A 16,844-nucleotide genomic window follows, 5' to 3' on the forward strand; every position below is an offset into this window, starting at 1 on the left:
ACACGGCCTTGCGCCGATAATGTGTCGAATCCGCTTTCCCCGAACGAATCGCCCGAACGTCATCGGGCCAGGAGATTCACATGCGCATTGAAACGTCGTTTCTGTTCGATCTCGACGGCACGCTCGTCGACAGCGTCTATCAGCACGTGCTCGCGTGGAAGGAAGCGCTCGACGCCGAGGGCATCGAGCTGTCGGTGTGGCGCATCCACCGCAAGATCGGGATGAGCGGTGGCCTGTTCCTGAACCAGCTGCTGCGCGAGACGGCCGGCGACATCGACGCCGAGCGCGTCGAGCGGCTCGCGCGGCTGCACGCGGCCGCGTACCAGCGGCTGCGCGCGCAGGTCCGGCCGCTGCCGGGTGCACGCGAGCTGCTGGCCGCGCTGACGAATGCCGGCATTCGCTGGGCGATCGCGACCAGCGGGCGGATGGAAACCGCCGCGATCAATCTGGAGGCACTCGGCGTCGATCCGGCGAAGAACGTGGTCGTCACGCGCGACCAGGTGAAGTACGCGAAGCCCGATCCCGACCTGTTCCTGACCGCCGCCGCGAAACTGAACGTGCCGATCGAACATACGGTCGTGGTCGGCGACAGCATCTGGGACATGCTCGCCGCGAGCCGCTGCCGGGCGCTGGGCGTCGGGCTGCTGTCGGGCGGTTACGGCAGCGACGAGCTCGAACGCGCGGGCGCGCTGCGCGTGTATGACGATCCGGCGGATCTGCTGTGGCATCTGGATGAGATCGCGGCGCGGCCGTAACGCCTGAATCGTCCGCATGACCGGCATCGGCCTGGTCTCCGCGATCGCCTTCCCCGGCTTCGTTCCCCTCGGGCACGCGCCTCCCTGCCGGACGCGCGTGCCAACACCGTGCCGGTGGAATCAGTCGTCGTCGACGCGCTTGTCGACCAGATAGCGCCCGCGCTCGACGCCCGCCCGCAGCGCCTCGTCCTCGGTCAGCCACTCCGTGCCGGCCGGCTCGGGTACGTACAACTCGATGCGCGCGCCGTCGACATACACCTGCACCTCGTCGTCCCACGCGCCCCGCGCGTTGCGGCGCGCCCACACGCGAATCTCGTGGCCGCGATACGGGTCGCGAACCTGTGCGTCCTGTTGATGTTGCATCCTGGCCCCCTGTACTTATCTGCGATAAAGATGCAAAAAATGCGCGCCGCATGATCGCCGCGCGCGCCGTCGGCCCCGCGCGCACGCGGCGTGCCCGGTATCGGCCGATCCGGCACGGGCCTTGCGTCCCTATTGAGCATCGAACCGGACATCAAACCGGGTATCGATCCACTCTAGTACACCCAACAAAAGGAGGCCACGATGATCGACACGCTCGGCACCGACCGCGTGCGCGTGAAGCGATTCATCGTCCAGCAGTCGGACGACGATCCGGACACGGACGACATCTCGGTGTCGTTCTCGCGCACGAGCGGCGCGGAATTTGCGGCGATCTGCGCGGCGCTGCAAAACCTCGCCGGCGTGCGGACCTGTCGCCCCGATACTTCTTCAAGGAGTTTTGCGTGACTCAGACCGACCTGCTCTCCTACCTCGTAACGAGCCAGCTGACGGCGCGCATGCGCGGCGGCGCGTGGATGACGACCAGCCAGACGGTCGGCGCGCTGCGCGCGTGGCTCGCATGCCATCACGCCGAATGCGGCTGGCTCGACCGGATCAGGATCGCGGACGCGTCCGCCACGATTGCGCAAGGCATCTACGAGATCGCGTGCGCGTACGGCGATCCGGACAGCGGCGAACGCATCCGGCTCGACGCCGATTCACCGGAACTGCAGGCGCTGCGCGCGCGTTGCGACGTGCTGCTGCAACGCATCGACGGCGACCGGGACGTCGACGCCCGATGATCGTGCCGGGACGCATGACGCGCGCCAGCGTCGCGACGGCGCGCTCCGATGGCGCGACAGCCGACCCGTCGCGCACGGACGAGCCGCTGCGCCACGGGCTGCTCGAGCGCGGGCGCAACTGCGACACGATCCGCCATGCGGACCGCTTCGCGATGCTGGTGGACGGCGACGCCTATTTCGCGACGCTGCGTACCGCGCTGCTGCGGGCGCGCCATACGGTGTTCATCGTCGGCTGGGACGTCGACAGCCGCATGCACCTGCCGCCTGCCGATCCCGGCGACGGCCTGCCCGACACGCTCGCCGCCTTTCTGCACGCCCTGGCATCGTCGCGGCACAACCTGCGCATCTACGTGCTCGCGTGGGACTTCGCGATGATCTACGCACTCGAGCGCGACTGGCCACCGGTCTATCGCGCCGCGTGGCGCGCGCATCGCGGCATCCGGTTCCGGCTCGACGACACGCATCCGCGCGGCGCATCGCATCACCAGAAACTCGTCGTGATCGACGACCGGCTCGCATTCGTCGGCGGGCTAGACCTCACGCGCGCACGCTGGGATACGCCCGCGCACGCGGCCGACGATCCGCGTCGGCGCGACGCGCACGGGATGCCGTACGGGCCGTTTCACGACGTGCAGGCGATGTTCGACGGCGACGCGGCCGCCGCGATCGGCAAGCAGGCGCGCGCACGCTGGTTCAATGCATGCGGGCGTCCGATCGCGATCCGCGCGCAGCGGCATCTCGATCGTGAGGAAGACGTCGATCCGTGGCCGCCCGACGCGCGCGTCGACCTGCGCGACGTGCGGCTCGGCATCGCCTACACGGCGCCGCGCCACCGCGATCGCGAGCCGGTGCGGCAGGTGTCCGCGCTCGTCGAGGGCACGATCCGCGCCGCGCGCCGGCACCTGTATATCGAGAACCAGTATTTCACCGCGGCGGTGGTGCGCGAAACGCTGTCCGAGCGGCTCGCCGATCCGGAGGGGCCCGACGTGACGGTCGTCGCACCGCGCGTGCAGAGCGGCTGGCTGCAGGAAGCGACGATGGGCGTGCTGCGCGCGCGGCTGCATGGCACGCTCAAGGCCGCCGACCGTTTCGACCGCTATCGGCTGCTGTATCCGCATGTCGACGGGCTTGGGGACGCATGCGTGAACGTGCACAGCAAGATCGCGATCGCCGACGACGAATGCATCGTGATCGGCAGCGCGAACCTCAATAACCGGTCGATGGTGCTCGACACCGAATGCTGCATCGCGCTCGTCGCGGCCGGCGAGCCGCGCATCCGCACCGCGATTGCCGGCCTGCGCGACCGGCTGCTGGCCGAACATCTCGACACGACGCCTGCCGAGGTTGCCGCCGCGCTCGCGCATGACGAACGTCCGAATAGCGTGCTCGACGGGTTGCGCGACAAGCCCGGCCGCACGCTGCGCACGCTCGAGCCGGTCGTGACGCCGCAACTCGACGCACTGGTGCCGGTCAGCGCGCGGCTCGACCCCGAGCAGCCCATCGAGCCGGACCGCTTCGTCCGCGAGTTCGTGCCGCGCGAGCAGCACCGCGTGCTGACCGCGCGCTTCTTCGTGCTCGGCGCGGCCGTGCTGCTGGTCGCGGCGCTCGCGCTCGCGTGGCGCTTCTCGCCGCTCGGCACGGAACTGAACATTGCGTCGCTCGCGCGAATGGCCGCTCACGCCGCGCAGCTGCCCGGCGCGCCCGCGTTGCTGCTGGCCGGCTACGTGATCGCAGCGACGCTGTCGGTGCCGATCACGCTGCTGATCACGGTGACGGGCCTGGTGTTCGGCGCGTGGCCGGGCTTCGCGTATGCGGCGCTCGGCACGATGGCGGCCGCCGCCACGACCTACGGGATCGGACACTGGCTCGGGCGCGACGCGGTGCGCCGGCTCGCGGGCGCGCGCGCGAACCGGCTCAGCGAACACCTCGGCCGGCGCGGCGTGGTCGCGATGGCCGTGCTGCGGCTGCTGCCGATCGCGCCGTTCACGATCGTGAACCTGGTGGCCGGCGCATCGCACATCGGCCTGCGCGACTATCTGGTCGGCACCGCGATCGGGATGCTGCCCGGTATCGTGCTGACCGTCACGTTCGCGCACCAGCTGACCGCCGCGTTCAGCCATCCGGGGCCCGGCGCGTTCGCGTGGCTCGCGGCGATCGGCGCCGTGCTGGTCGGCGTGTCGGTGCTGCTCGTCAGGGTGCTGCGACGATGGCGCTGAGCGTGCAACCGGCCCCGCCGCCGCACATCGTCACGTCCGACGGCCCGCCCCCCGCCGCGCCGGGCGGGCGCGACCTGCGGATCGCGACGTACAACATCCGCGGCGGCTACGGCAAGTGGCACACACGCGCGGCACACCGGATCGCGCAGGTGATCCACGAACTCGACGCGGACGTGATCGCGCTGCAGGAAGTGCCGCTCGGCGGCACGCACGCGCCCGACGTGCTCGCGCACCTGCGCGATGCCACCGGCATGCATGCGGTGGCCGGCCCGACCATCGACACGCCCGAGCGCCGTTACGGCAACGCCGTGCTGTCGCGCTGCCCGATTCGCGCGGCGCGCACGCTGGACCTGTCGTTTCACCAGCGCGAGCCGCGCGGCGCGCTCGATGCGGACATCGACTGCAGCGCGGGCATGATCCGCGTGGTCGCGACCCATCTCGGGCTGTCGGCGAGCGAGCGCAGCGCGCAGGTGCAGCGGCTGCTCGCCGCGTTCGACACCGGCGCGATGCCGGTGATCCTGATGGGCGACATCAACGAATGGTTCGTGCGCGGCCGCGCGCTGCGGGCGCTCGTCACGCGGTTCCGGCGCGCGCCGGCGCCGCGCACGTTCCCGACGCTGTACCCGGTGTTCTCGCTCGACCGGATCTGGATCCATCCCGGCGAGTGGCTCGTCGACGTGAACGTGCATCGCAGCATGCGCGCGCGGCGCGCGTCCGATCACTACCCGCTCGTCGCGCGCATGCGTGCGACGCCGGGCACGCCGCTTGCGCGACGAGCGCCCCAGCCTGATGAAACCTGACGGAGCTTGCCGATGCGAACCGACGAACTCGCCGGAACCGCCCTCGATTACTGGTGCGCACGCGCGTTGTGCGCGGATGACGAAGACACGCTGTGCTTCACGGCCGTCGACCCGAAGGTGATCCTGACCGGCGCGTGCGACGCGTTGCGGCGCCTCGACGCGCATTTCGCGCCGTCGGCGTCGTGGGCCGATGCGGGCGCCGTGCTCGATCGCGTGGCCGACCTGCGGATCGTGCGGCGCGGCGATGGCATCGAATGCGACGCCAGCTTCATCGACGGCCCGTCCACCTGCGCGGCACACGCGCCGGACGTGCGCACCGCGGTGCTGCGCGCGTTCGTGCGTGCGCGCTTCGGCGACGAGGTCGACACGCCGCCGTCGTTCGCGCACCGGATCGAGCATGGGGCGGCAGTGCGCTACGACCCTGGCGAGCCGATTCCGGAAGCGGACGATGATGCGGCTACTGGTGACAGTTCGGATATTCGATCGATTCCGCGAATGTGAGGGTGTGTTGCGTGGCGCCGCCGGCTGCTTACGGGGTTGTCGGCGACGATGCCAGCGCATGCGCCGAGTTTTTCATCGCCCGCTCGACGCCATTGGCAAAAGTTTCACTCGGCCGGCCCCCTCGTCGATCACGCGACCCCGCGTAAAAGCGCTGACACCGCGCCCCAGGATGCAAAAAACGAGCATCCGAGCCGTAGCGAACCCTGCCGAAGCGTTTACAGGACCACCCGCCTCACAGCAGGAACACGCATTGCGGCAAGCACACCTGTTGCCGATCCGGCCGCCGCCCGCACACGCTACCCATGAACCCCACACCACCCTTCGCTCCTCACATCTACTTCTGCGACGCCCGCCTCGTCGGCCCGCTCGATGCATGGCCCGACACGTTCCAGCACATCGCCGGCATGGGCTTCGACCACGTGCTGATCGGCGGCTTCTGGGCCGCCAGCGTCGCGGGCTTCCCGCGCCACGTCGCCGATTTCCACCGGCCGGCCGCGACGTTCACGACGCGCGCCGGTGCGCTCGAGACATTCTCGCGGCTCGCGCAGCTCGCGCACGGCCACGGGCTGCGCGTGCTGCTCGAAGTGGTGCCGGACCGCATCGCGCGCGACAACCCGCTGCGCGCCGAGCATCCGGACTGGTACGTCGAGCGCGCGCACGACGACGCGTTGATCGATCCGCGCAGCGCCGCCCATGAAATGGACATCGCGCATGCCCAGGTCGGGGAAGACGCCGCGCACGACGCGCTGTCCGCGTGGTGGTGCACGCACCTCGCCACGTTCGCGGATGCCGGAGCATCGGGTTTCCTGATCGACGCGCCGCATCACCTGCCGGCCGCGTGGTGGCCCGGCTGGCGCGCGGCGCTGCGCCGCGCGCGCCCGGACATCGCGGTGCTGGCCGGCGTGCCCGGCCATGCGCGCGACGCGCTCGCCCAGCTCGAGGCGGCGGGCTTCGATGCGGTGTTCTCGTCGGTCCGCTGGTGGGACCTGCACGCGCCGTGGTTCGTCGACGAACACCGGCTGCTGCGGCGCATCGGCTCGCCGATCGCGTTTCCCGACGCAATCGACGGCCCGCGCCTCGCCGACAACTGGAACACCGCGCCGGACGAGACGGTCGCCCGCGCGTACCACCGCGCGTTGTGGACCGCCGCCGCGGTCGGCACCGGCTGGCTCGTGCCAATGGGCTTCGAGCGCGGCGTCACGCTGCCGCTGATGGCGCGCGACGCGGACGCCGCACGCTTCCGCGCCGCGCTGGACGACGCGCGCTTCGATCTGTCGGGCGCGATCGCCGACGCGAATGCATGGCGCCGCGCGACATCGCTCGCGGCCGAGCGCGGCGAAATCGCGCAACTGAGCGCGCCGGGCGCGCGCGCGACGGCGCTGCTGCGCGGCAGCGGTCCGTCGCTCGAACACGACGACACGGCGCTGCTGATCGCGCTGAATCCCGATCTCGACGCGCCGACGCACGTCGATCCCGCGGCGATCCTGCCCGGCGTGCCGGGCGGCTTCACGCACGTCTCGCCACCGAACGGCGCGCGCAAGCCGGCGCCCACCGCGCCGGTCGCGCTGCAAGCCTTCACGCTCGAGCCCGGCGGCTATGCGCTGCTCGACGCGCGGCGCGCGCCGCCCGCGCTCGCTCGCACCGATGCCGCGGGCGAGCGCACCGCGCTGTCGGCCGCGCTCGCGGCCGACCGGATCGCGATCGAGCGCGTCGAGCCGGCGGTCGACGGCGGCCGCTTCGCGATCAAGCGTGTGATCGGCGAAACACTGGTTGTGCACGCATCGATCTTCACGGACGGCCACGCGCATCTCGCGGCCGCACTGCAGTGGCGAGCCGACGACGAAGACACATGGCGCGAAGTGCCGTTCGTCGCGGAGCCGAATGATCGCTGGCACGCGTGCATCTCACTCGACCGGCTCGGCCGCCACGCGTTCCGCGTAATCGCATGGCGCGACGACTGGGCGTCGCTCGTCACCGACATTGCGAAGAAGCGCGCGGCCGGCCAGGACGTGACGCTGGAGCTACGCGAGGCGCAGCTGCTGCTCGCAAGCGCGTTGAAGCATGCCGATCCGGTCGACCGGCGCGCGCGCACGCGGATGGAACAGCTCACGGCGGAATTCAACGACGCATCGCCCGACAAGCGGCTCGAACTGCTCGGCGCGTCCGCGCTCGCCGATGCGTACGCGGCGCTGCGCTACCGGCCGTTCGTCACGCACGACGATGCCGTCTACCCGGTCGACGTCGAACGCCGCACCGCGCGCTTCTCGAGCTGGTACGAGATGTTCCCGCGCTCGGCGAGCACCGACCCGCACCGGCACGGCACGTTCGACGACGTGATCGCGCAATTGCCGCGCATCCGCGACATGGGTTTCGACGTGCTGTATTTCCCGCCGATCCATCCGATCGGCACGACCGCGCGCAAGGGCCGCAACAACACGCTGACGGCCGGCCCCGACGACGTCGGCAGCCCGTACGCGATCGGCTCGCCCGAAGGCGGCCACACGGCCGTGCATCCGCAGCTCGGCACGCTCGCGTCGTTCCGCACGCTGGTCGACGCGGCGCATGCGCAGGGGCTCGAGATCGCGCTCGATTTCGCGATCCAGTGCTCGCCCGATCATCCGTGGCTCGCCGCGCATCCGGGCTGGTTCGCGTGGCGGCCCGACGGCTCGCTGCGCTATGCGGAGAATCCGCCGAAGCGCTACCAGGACATCGTGAACCCCGATTTCTACGCGCCGGATGCGCTGCCCGACCTGTGGGTCGCGCTGCGAGACGCGGTGCTGTTCTGGGTCGACGCCGGCGTGCGGATCTTCCGCGTCGACAATCCGCACACGAAGCCGCTGCCGTTCTGGGCATGGATGATCGCGGACGTGCGCGGCAAGCATCCGGACGTGGTGTTCCTGTCGGAGGCGTTCACGCGGCCGGGAATGATGTACCGGCTCGCGAAGGTCGGCTTCTCGCAGTCGTACACGTATTTCACGTGGCGCGAGACGAAGCGCGAATTCATCGACTACCTGACCGAGCTGACGGCCGGCCCCGCACGCGAGTTCTTCCGGCCGAACTTCTTCGTGAACACGCCCGACATCAATCCGCGCCACCTGCAGAACGCGCCGCGCTCGCAGTTCGTGATCCGCGCGGCGCTGGCGGCGACGCTCGCCGGGTCGTGGGGCCTGTACTCGGGCTTCGAGATCGGCGAATCGGCGCCGCTGCCCGACAGCGAGGAATACGCGGACGCGGAGAAATACGAGCTGCGCGTGCGCGACTGGCGCAAGGCCGCGCACATCGGCGGCGAAATCGCGCGGCTCAATCGCGCGCGGCGCGACCATCCGGCGCTGCAGACCCATCTCGGCCTCACCTTCGTCGATGCGGACAACGACCAGGTGCTGGTGTTCGTGAAGGCGACGCCCGCGTACGACAGCGTCGTCGCGGTGGCGATCAGCCTCGACCCGTGGCATCCGCAGGCCGCGAATTTCACGCTCGATGCGGCGCTGTGGCGTGGCTTCGGGCTCGTCGACGGCGAACCGCTCGACGCGCTCGAGCAGGACGCCGCGCATGCCGAAACCTGGCGCGGGCATCGCCAGTACGTATCGCTCGACCCGCACGTGCGGCCGTATGCGATCTGGCGGCTTGCGCCGTCTCCCGGCGCCGCGCGAGCGGCGGCGCCCGACCCGGCCAATGCCCGGGGCCATTCCGGAGCACACGGATGATGAAACGCGAAGATCCCCTCGACGACGTGCGTCGCGCGCAATTTCCGTCCCTCGCACCGGCCGGCACGCCGCGCCGGCGCCGTTCACGGCGCCGCGCGCCCGCGCTCTGCGCGGACGATCCGCTGTGGTACAAGGACGCGATCATCTACCAGGTACACGTGAAGTCGTTCTACGACTCGAACAACGACGGGATCGGCGACTTCCCGGGCCTGATCATGAAGCTCGACTACATCGCCGAGCTCGGCGTCGACACGATCTGGCTGCTGCCGTTCTACCCGTCGCCGCGCCGCGACGACGGCTACGACATCGCCGACTACCGCGACGTGCATCCCGACTACGGCACGCTCGCCGACGTGCGGCGCTTCATTCGCGAAGCCCACGCGCGCGGCATCCGCGTGATCACCGAGCTGGTGATCAACCACACGTCGGACCAGCATCCGTGGTTCCAGCGCGCGCGGCGCGCGAAGCCCGGCTCGATGCATCGCGACTACTACGTGTGGTCCGACACCGACACGAAATACGCGGGCACGCGGATCATCTTTCTGGATACCGAAACATCGAACTGGACGCACGACCCGGTGGCCGGCCAGTACTACTGGCACCGCTTCTACTCGCACCAGCCGGACCTGAACTTCGACAACCCGGCCGTCGTGCGCGAGGTGATCCAGGTGATGCGCTTCTGGCTCGATCTCGGCATCGACGGGCTGCGGCTCGACGCGGTGCCGTACCTGGTCGAGCGCGAAGGCACCAACAACGAGAACCTGCCGGAAACGCATGCCATCCTGAAGCGGATCCGCGCGACGATCGACGCCGAGTATCCGAACCGGATGCTGCTCGCGGAAGCGAACCAGTGGCCGGAGGACGTGCAGGAATATTTCGGCGAGGAGAACGAATGCCACATGGCGTTCCACTTCCCGCTGATGCCGCGCATCTACATGTCGATCGCGAGCGAGGACCGCTTCCCGATCATCGACATCATGCGGCAGACGCCGGCGCTCGCGCCGAGCAACCAGTGGGCCGTGTTCCTGCGTAATCACGACGAGCTGACGCTCGAGATGGTGACCGACTCGGAGCGCGACCTGCTGTGGCAGACCTATGCGAGCGACCGCCGCGCGCGGATCAACCTCGGGATCCGGCGCCGCCTCGCGCCGCTGATGGAGCGCGACCGGCGCCGCATCGAGCTGATCAACTCGCTGCTGCTGTCGATGCCCGGCACGCCGGTGATCTACTACGGCGACGAGCTGGGCATGGGCGACAACATCCACCTCGGCGACCGCGACGGCGTGCGCACGCCGATGCAATGGTCGTCCGACCGCAACGGCGGCTTCTCGCGCGCGGACCCGGAACTGCTGGTGCTGCCGCCCGTGATGGGCGCGCTGTACGGCTATGACGCGGTCAACGTCGAGGCGCAGACGCGCGACCCGCATTCGCTGCTGAACTGGACCCGCCGGATCCTGTCCACGCGCCGCGCGACGCAGTCGTTCGGCCGCGGCACGATCCGCTTCCTGCGTCCGGAAAACCGCAAGGTGCTCGCGTATCTGCGCGAGCTCGAAGGCCACGAGACGGTGCTGTGCGTCGCGAACCTGTCGCGCGCGTCGCAGGCGGTCGAGCTCGACCTGTCCGAATTCGCGGGCCGCGTGCCGATCGAGATGACGTCGGACTCGGCGTTTCCGCCGATCGGGCAGCTCACGTACCTGCTGACCTTTCCGCCGTACGGGTTCCTGTGGTTCGTGCTGTCCGAGCACGGCCGCGAGCCGTCGTGGCGACAGCCGCACGCGGAGCCGCTGCCCGAATACGTGACGATCGTGATGCGGCGCGGCGACGCGCGGCCGGACGTCGGGCAACTGCACACGCTCGCGCACGATGCGCTCGCGTCGTGGCTCACGCGGCGGCGCTGGTTCGCATCCAAGGACCGGAAGATCGGCGACGCGTGGCTGAACGTCGTCACGCCGATGCCGGACGAACCGTTCCAGTACGCGGAAGCCTGGGTGTCCGCGAGCGACGGCGGCGTCGAGCGCTATGTCGTGCCGCTCGCCACCGCATGGGGCGGCGAGACCTCGCATCCGCTGTTCACTCAACTCGCGCTCGCACGCGTGCGGCGCGGCCATACGGTGGGCTACCTGACCGACGCATTCGCGCTGCCGGCGTTCGCACGCGGGATGCTGCGCAAGCTGCGCGATGGCGCGACGGTGCCGACGTCCGACGGCGGCCGCCTCGACTTCCTGCCCGAGCACGCGCTCGCCGGCCTCGATCCCGGCGACGAGGCCGAGGTGCGCTGGCTCGCGGCCGAACAGAGCAACAGCTCGCTCGTGATCGGCGACGCGATCGTGCTGAAGCTGGTGCGCAAGGTCGCGCACGGCATCCATCCGGAAGCGGAGATGAGCCGGCACCTGACGCGGATCGGCTATGCGAACACCGCGACGCTCGCCGGTGAAGTCGTGCACGTCGATCCGGACGGCACGCCGCATACGGTCGCGATCCTGCAGCGCTACGTCGACAACCAGGGCGACGCGTGGACGCGTTCGTTCGATTTCCTGCGGCGCGCGATCGACGAGCTCGCGCTACCGGCCGCGGGCGACGGCGACGCAACCGAAGTCGACGACGAACCCGATGCGCTGCTCGGCTACGCGGCGTTCGCGGGCATTATCGGCACGCGGCTCGGCCAGTTGCACGTCGCGCTCGCGCAACCGTCCGACGATCCCGCGTTCGCCCCCGAAGCCGCGACGCCCGAGCACGTCGACGGCTGGTGCGTGGATGCGATCGCATCGTTCGAGCGCGCGCTCGACGTGCTGCGCACGCAGCTCGACAAGCTCGATCCGGTCAACCGCGCGGCCGCGGACACGCTGCTCGCGTCGCGCGACGCGGCCGTGCAGGCCATCAGCGAACTCGTGCCGCGCACGCTCGATGCGCAATGCACGCGCATTCACGGCGATTTCCATCTCGGCCAGGTGCTCGACGTGCAAGGCGACGCGCTGCTGATCGACTTCGAAGGCGAGCCGGCGCGCGCGCTCGACCGGCGCCGCGCGAAATCGCATCCGCTGCGCGACGTGGCCGGCCTGCTGCGTTCGCTGTCGTACGTGAGCGCCACCGCGCAGTTCGCGATCGAGAAGGCGCCGCCGCAGACGGCCGGCCGCAAGCGCGCGCTGTTCGACCGCTTCGGCCAGGCCGCCGCCGACCGCTTCGTCGAATGCTATCGCGCGGCCGCCGACCAGGCACCCGAGCGCTTCGTCGACCCGCGTTACGCGGACCGCCTGCTCGCGCTGTTCCTGATCGACAAGGCGTCGTACGAGCTGTGCTACGAAGCCGCGAACCGCCCCGACTGGCTCGGTGTGCCGGTCGGCGGGCTCGCCGCGCTGATCGAACGCCTGCTCGCGACCGACCGCGCACCCGACCACGGAGGCAACCGATGACCGACATGCTGTTCGACCGCACCGACATCGACGCGCTGCTCGCCGGCCGCCATCCGGACCCGTTCGCGTGTCTCGGCCCACACGCCGACGCCGGCCGGGTCGTCGTGCGCGCGCTGCTGCCCGGCGCGCAGCGCGTGCGGGCGGTGACGCCCGACGGCGACGAACTCGGTGCGCTCGCGTGCGTCGACGACGCCGGCTGCTTCGCGGGCACGCTCGCGCACGACGGCCGCTACCGGCTGGCCATCGACTGGCCGGACGCCCGCCAGATCACCGACGACGCGTATGCGTTCGGCACGCTGCTCGACGAGGCCGCGCTCGCGCGTTTCGCGTCCGGCGACCCGGCCGCCGTGCTCGACTGCCTGGGCGCGACGCCCACGCGCGTCGACGGCATCGACGGCGTGCGCTTCGCGGTGTGGGCGCCGAACGCGCAGCGCGTATCGGTCGTCGGCGACTTCAACATCTGGGACGGCCGTCGGCATCCGATGCGGCTGCGCCGGCCGTGGGGCGTGTGGGAGCTGTTCGTGCCGGGCATCGGCGCCGGCGAACACTACAAGTACGAGCTGCGCGCGGCCGACGGACACGTGCTGCCACACAAGGCCGACCCGTGCGCGCGCGCGACCGAAGCGCCGCCGCGCACCGCGTCCGTCGTCGCCGACACCGCGGCGCTCGACGCGTTCGCGTGGCACGACGACGGCTGGCTGCACGCGCGGCCGCCCGCGGACCGGCGCTTTCGCATGCCGTGGTCGATCTACGAGGTGCATCCGGAATCGTGGCAGCGCGTGCCCGAGGAGATGGACCGCAGCGCGACCTGGGACGAACTCGCCGAGCGGTTGATCCCGTATGTGCGCGGCATGGGCTTCACACACGTCGAATTCATGCCGATTTCCGAATACCCGTTCGGCGGCTCGTGGGGCTACCAGCCGCTCGCGCAGTTTGCGCCCTCGGCGCGCTTCGGCCCGGTCGAGGGATTCGCGCGCTTCGTCGACCGCGCGCACGCGGCCGGCATCGGCGTGATCGTCGACTGGGTGCCCGCGCACTTCCCGAACGACGCGCACGGCCTCGCGCAATTCGACGGCAGCGCACTGTACGAGCACGCCGATCCGCGTGAAGGCATGCACCCGGACTGGAACACCTGCGTGTTCAATCTCGGACGCAACGAGGTCGGCGCGTTCCTCATCGCGTCGGCGCTCGCGTGGGCGCGCCGCTATCATGTCGACGGGATCCGCGTCGACGCGGTCGCGTCGATGCTGTATCGCGACTACTCGCGCAACGAAGGTGAATGGGTGCCGAACATCCACGGCGGGCGCGAGAACCTCGAATCCGTCGCGTTCCTGCGCACGTTGAACGACACGCTGCACGGTACGCTCGCGCCGCCCGGCGTCGTCACCTTCGCGGAGGAATCGACCGCGTGGCCGGGCGTCACGGCGTCGACCGGCGATGGCGGGCTCGGCTTCGACTTCAAATGGAACATGGGGTGGATGCACGACACGCTGTCGTATGTGCGCGAGGATCCGATCCATCGCCGCTATCACCACGACCGGATGACGTTCGGGCTCGTCTATGCGTTCTCCGAACGATTCGTGCTGCCGCTGTCGCACGACGAGGTCGTGCACGGCAAGGGCTCGCTCGCCGTGAAGATGCCGGGCGACGCGTGGCAGCGGCTCGCGACGCTGCGCGCGTACTTCGGCTTCATGTGGGCGCATCCGGGCAAGAAGCTGCTGTTCATGGGCAGCGAATTCGCGCAATGGGCCGAGTTCGCGCACGATGCGACGCCGCACTGGGACCTGCTCGACGCACCGGCGCATCGCGGCGTGCAGCGGCTCGTGCGCGACCTGAACCGCACCTACGCGGCCGAGCCGGCGCTGCACGCGCTCGACTGTCACGCGTCGGGTTTTTTCTGGCTGATCGGCGACGATCGCGACAACAGCGTGTTCGCGTTCGCGCGCCGCGACGATACCGGGCGCCTCGTCGTCGCGATCTGCAACTTCACGCCCGTGCCGCGCCCCGGCTATCGCATCGGGCTGCCCGCGCCCGGGCACTGGCGCGAACTGATGAACACCGATGCCGCCGTGTATGGCGGCACGAATGCCGGCAACGACGGCGCCGTGTGGACGGAAGATGTGCCGTCGCACGGCCAGTCGTGGTCGGCCACCTTGCGCCTGCCGCCGCTCGCGACCCTATGGCTGAGCCCGGCCTGACGCCCGGCGCCCTCGACACGGAGACAATCCCCCCATGCCGACCGCCCTGCCTTCCCGTCTCGAACCCGGCCGCTGCTATCCGCTCGGCGCCACATGGGACGGCCTTGGCACCAACTTCGCGGTGTTTTCCGCGCATGCGCAGCGCATCCAGCTGTGCGTGTTCGACCCGACCGGCCGCAAGGAACTCGCGCGCCTCGACCTGCCCGAATGCACCGACGAGGTGTGGCACGGCTACCTGCCGAACGCGCATCCGGGCACCGTGTACGGCTTTCGCGCGGATGGCCCGTACCAGCCGCAGCACGGCCATCGCTTCAACCCGACCAAGCTGCTGCTCGACCCGTACGCGCGCAAGCTCGTCGGCCAGTTCCGCTGGTCCGACGCGCTGTTCGGCTATCGCGTGCATTCGAACCGCGCGGACCTGTCGATGGACCGCCGCGACTCGGCGCCCGCGATGCCGAAGGCCGTGGTCGTCGACGAGGCGTTCGACTGGCGCAACGACCGGCGCCCGGACGTGCCGTGGCGCAGCACCGTGATCTACGAGACGCACGTGCGCGGCGCGTCGATGCGTCGCGCCGGGCTGCGCGTGCCGGAGCGCGGCACGTTCGCGTCGCTGTCGCATCCGGCGTTCATCGATCACCTGCTGTCGATCGGCGTGACGACGATCGAATTGCTGCCGGTGCACGCGTTCCTGCAGCAGCGTGCGCTGGTGAACCGCGGGCTGCGCAATTACTGGGGCTACGACACGGCCGCGTTCTTCGCGCCGGAGCCGTCGTACCTGACGACGCGGCGGCTCGACGAAATGCGCATCGCGATCCGGCAGCTGCACGCGGCCGGCATCGAGGTCGTGCTCGACGTGGTCTACAACCACACGTGTGAAGGCAACGAGCTCGGCCCGACGCTGTCGTGGCGCGGCCTCGACAACGCGAGCTACTACCGGCTGCGGCCGGACGACCGGCGTTACCATGTCGACGAGACCGGCTGCGGCAACACGCTGAACCTGTCGCATCCGCGCGTCGTGCAGATGGTGATGGATTCGCTGCGCTACTGGGCCACCGCGTTCAACATCGACGGCTTTCGGTTCGACCTCGGTGTGACGCTCGGCCGCGAGGATCACGGCTTCGAGCCCGGCGCGGGGTTTTTCGACGCGTTGCGGCAGGATCCGGTGCTCGCGCAGCGCAAGCTGATCACCGAACCGTGGGACATCGGCCCCGGCGGCTATCAGCTGGGCCGTCATCCGCCCGGCTTCGCCGAATGGAACGACCGCTTTCGCGACACGGTGCGGCGCTTCTGGCGCGGCGATGCGGGCCAGCGCCCGGAGCTCGCCGCGCGGCTCGCGGGCTCCGCCGACCTGTTCAACCACCAACGGCGCCGGACCTGGGCGTCGGTCAATTTCGTCACCGCGCACGACGGCTTCACGCTCGCCGATCTCGTGTCGTATGCGCACAAGCACAACGAGGCCAACGGGGAGGACGACCGCGACGGCCGCGACGACAACTGCAGCGCGAACTGGGGCGTCGAAGGCGCCACCGACGATGCGTCGATTCTCGACCTGCGCTCGCGCGTCGCGCGCTCGATGCTCGCGACGCTGTTTACCGCGCTCGGCACGCCGATGATCGTCGCCGGCGACGAATTCGGCCGCACGCAGCACGGCAACAACAACGCGTATTGCCAGGATAACGAAATATCGTGGCTCGACTGGGACCTCGCGCACAGCGAAGAAGGCGTCCAGATGATCCGTTTCGTGTCGCGGCTCGCCGCGCTGCGGCGCATGTACCCGGTGATGTCGGCGCCGCGCTATCCGTCCGGCGACCGCGACGGCGCGCCGGGCATGCGCGAGATCGGCTGGTTCGACGAACACGGCCTCGAGCTGAGCGTGCCCGCGTGGGAAGACGGCGAGGGCCGCGCGCTGACGATGCGGCGCGTCGGCACCGGCCGCACCGGGCGCACCGAGGCGTTGCTCGTGATGCTGAACGCGTCGGCCGGCACCATCAAGTTCAAGCCGCCCGCACCGGTGCTCGACTACCGCGTGCTGCTCGACACCGCGACGCCCGACTCCGGCCCGCGCTCGTGGCCGGATGCCGGCCTCGACGTCGCCGCGCACACGGCCGTGATCGCGGTCGCGGCCGTGCCACCCGACCTGCCCTCGTGAGGAACCGC

General features: G+C 70.2%; 10 protein-coding genes and 1 pseudogene. 10 read left to right on the forward strand and 1 reads right to left on the reverse strand.

Features of this window, described 5'->3' with window-relative positions; genetic code table 11:
• Positions 1 to 80: 80 nt before the first annotated feature.
• The gene (locus tag FFI87_RS32150) at positions 81 to 755 is read left to right on the forward strand and encodes an HAD family hydrolase (RefSeq protein WP_006753754.1); all 675 of its coding nucleotides are present in this window, start codon (positions 81 to 83) and stop codon (positions 753 to 755) included.
• Between the two features lie 120 nt (positions 756 to 875).
• Here FFI87_RS32150 and FFI87_RS32155 read toward each other — a convergent pair whose 3' ends face one another.
• Positions 876 to 1,118, reverse strand: a complete 243-nt coding sequence (locus tag FFI87_RS32155) for a DUF6566 family protein (RefSeq protein WP_011660491.1) — start codon at positions 1,116 to 1,118, stop codon at positions 876 to 878.
• A 207-nt stretch (positions 1,119 to 1,325) separates the two neighbouring features.
• Between FFI87_RS32155 and FFI87_RS32160 the strand changes: the two are divergent.
• From FFI87_RS32160 to glgX, 9 genes and pseudogenes are all read left to right on the forward strand, one after another.
• Positions 1,326 to 1,523 (forward strand): annotated as a pseudogene (locus FFI87_RS32160) (MgtC/SapB family protein); the annotation flags it as partial.
• The gene (locus FFI87_RS32165) at positions 1,520 to 1,858 is read left to right on the forward strand and encodes a hypothetical protein (protein ID WP_012372629.1); all 339 of its coding nucleotides are present in this window, start codon (positions 1,520 to 1,522) and stop codon (positions 1,856 to 1,858) included. The pseudogene FFI87_RS32160 and the gene FFI87_RS32165, both read left to right, overlap by 4 nt.
• The gene (locus FFI87_RS32170; RefSeq protein WP_138850493.1) at positions 1,855 to 4,074 is read left to right on the forward strand and encodes a VTT domain-containing protein; all 2,220 of its coding nucleotides are present in this window, start codon (positions 1,855 to 1,857) and stop codon (positions 4,072 to 4,074) included. Before FFI87_RS32165 ends, FFI87_RS32170 begins: the two co-directional genes overlap by 4 nt.
• Complete coding sequence (locus tag FFI87_RS32175; protein WP_138850494.1) at positions 4,065 to 4,874, forward strand: endonuclease/exonuclease/phosphatase family protein; 810 nt, start codon at positions 4,065 to 4,067, stop codon at positions 4,872 to 4,874. The genes FFI87_RS32170 and FFI87_RS32175 overlap by 10 nt, the downstream gene beginning before the upstream one ends.
• Positions 4,875 to 4,886: 12 nt before the next feature.
• On the forward strand, positions 4,887 to 5,375 hold the full coding sequence (locus tag FFI87_RS32180) for a phage protein NinX family protein (RefSeq protein ID WP_138850495.1): 489 nt from the start codon (positions 4,887 to 4,889) through the stop codon (positions 5,373 to 5,375).
• Between the two features lie 302 nt (positions 5,376 to 5,677).
• Positions 5,678 to 9,079 carry a maltotransferase domain-containing protein gene (locus FFI87_RS32185; protein WP_138850496.1) on the forward strand — a complete coding sequence of 1,134 codons (3,402 nt, stop codon included), beginning with the start codon at positions 5,678 to 5,680 and terminating at the stop codon, positions 9,077 to 9,079.
• Positions 9,079 to 12,489 (forward strand): maltose alpha-D-glucosyltransferase, encoded by a 3,411-nt coding sequence (gene treS, locus FFI87_RS32190; RefSeq protein WP_138850871.1) that lies wholly within the window; start codon positions 9,079 to 9,081, stop codon positions 12,487 to 12,489. Before FFI87_RS32185 ends, treS begins: the two co-directional genes overlap by 1 nt.
• The gene (gene glgB, locus FFI87_RS32195; protein ID WP_138850497.1) at positions 12,486 to 14,687 is read left to right on the forward strand and encodes a 1,4-alpha-glucan branching protein GlgB; all 2,202 of its coding nucleotides are present in this window, start codon (positions 12,486 to 12,488) and stop codon (positions 14,685 to 14,687) included. Before treS ends, glgB begins: the two co-directional genes overlap by 4 nt.
• Positions 14,688 to 14,721: 34 nt before the next feature.
• On the forward strand, positions 14,722 to 16,836 hold the full coding sequence (gene glgX, locus FFI87_RS32200) for a glycogen debranching protein GlgX (RefSeq protein WP_138850498.1): 2,115 nt from the start codon (positions 14,722 to 14,724) through the stop codon (positions 16,834 to 16,836).
• Positions 16,837 to 16,844: the final 8 nt, after the last annotated feature.

Origin of the sequence: Burkholderia sp. KBS0801, from assembly GCF_005937855.2 — a bacterium.
Classification (GTDB): Bacteria; Pseudomonadota; Gammaproteobacteria; order Burkholderiales; family Burkholderiaceae; genus Burkholderia; species Burkholderia ambifaria.

What these genes read in the sequence shown, in the direction of transcription:
- FFI87_RS32180 (WP_138850495.1), top strand. Translation starts at nt 4,887, where the DNA reads ATGCGAACCGACGAACTCGCCGGAACCGCCCTCGATTACTGGTGCGCA.
- FFI87_RS32155 (WP_011660491.1), bottom strand. Translation starts at nt 1,118, where the DNA reads ATGCAACATCAACAGGACGCACAGGTTCGCGACCCGTATCGCGGCCAC.
- FFI87_RS32185 (WP_138850496.1), top strand. Translation starts at nt 5,678, where the DNA reads ATGAACCCCACACCACCCTTCGCTCCTCACATCTACTTCTGCGACGCC.
- FFI87_RS32175 (WP_138850494.1), top strand. Translation starts at nt 4,065, where the DNA reads ATGGCGCTGAGCGTGCAACCGGCCCCGCCGCCGCACATCGTCACGTCC.
- treS (WP_138850871.1), top strand. Translation starts at nt 9,079, where the DNA reads ATGAAACGCGAAGATCCCCTCGACGACGTGCGTCGCGCGCAATTTCCG.
- glgX (WP_138850498.1), top strand. Translation starts at nt 14,722, where the DNA reads ATGCCGACCGCCCTGCCTTCCCGTCTCGAACCCGGCCGCTGCTATCCG.
- FFI87_RS32170 (WP_138850493.1), top strand. Translation starts at nt 1,855, where the DNA reads ATGATCGTGCCGGGACGCATGACGCGCGCCAGCGTCGCGACGGCGCGC.
- FFI87_RS32150 (WP_006753754.1), top strand. Translation starts at nt 81, where the DNA reads ATGCGCATTGAAACGTCGTTTCTGTTCGATCTCGACGGCACGCTCGTC.
- glgB (WP_138850497.1), top strand. Translation starts at nt 12,486, where the DNA reads ATGACCGACATGCTGTTCGACCGCACCGACATCGACGCGCTGCTCGCC.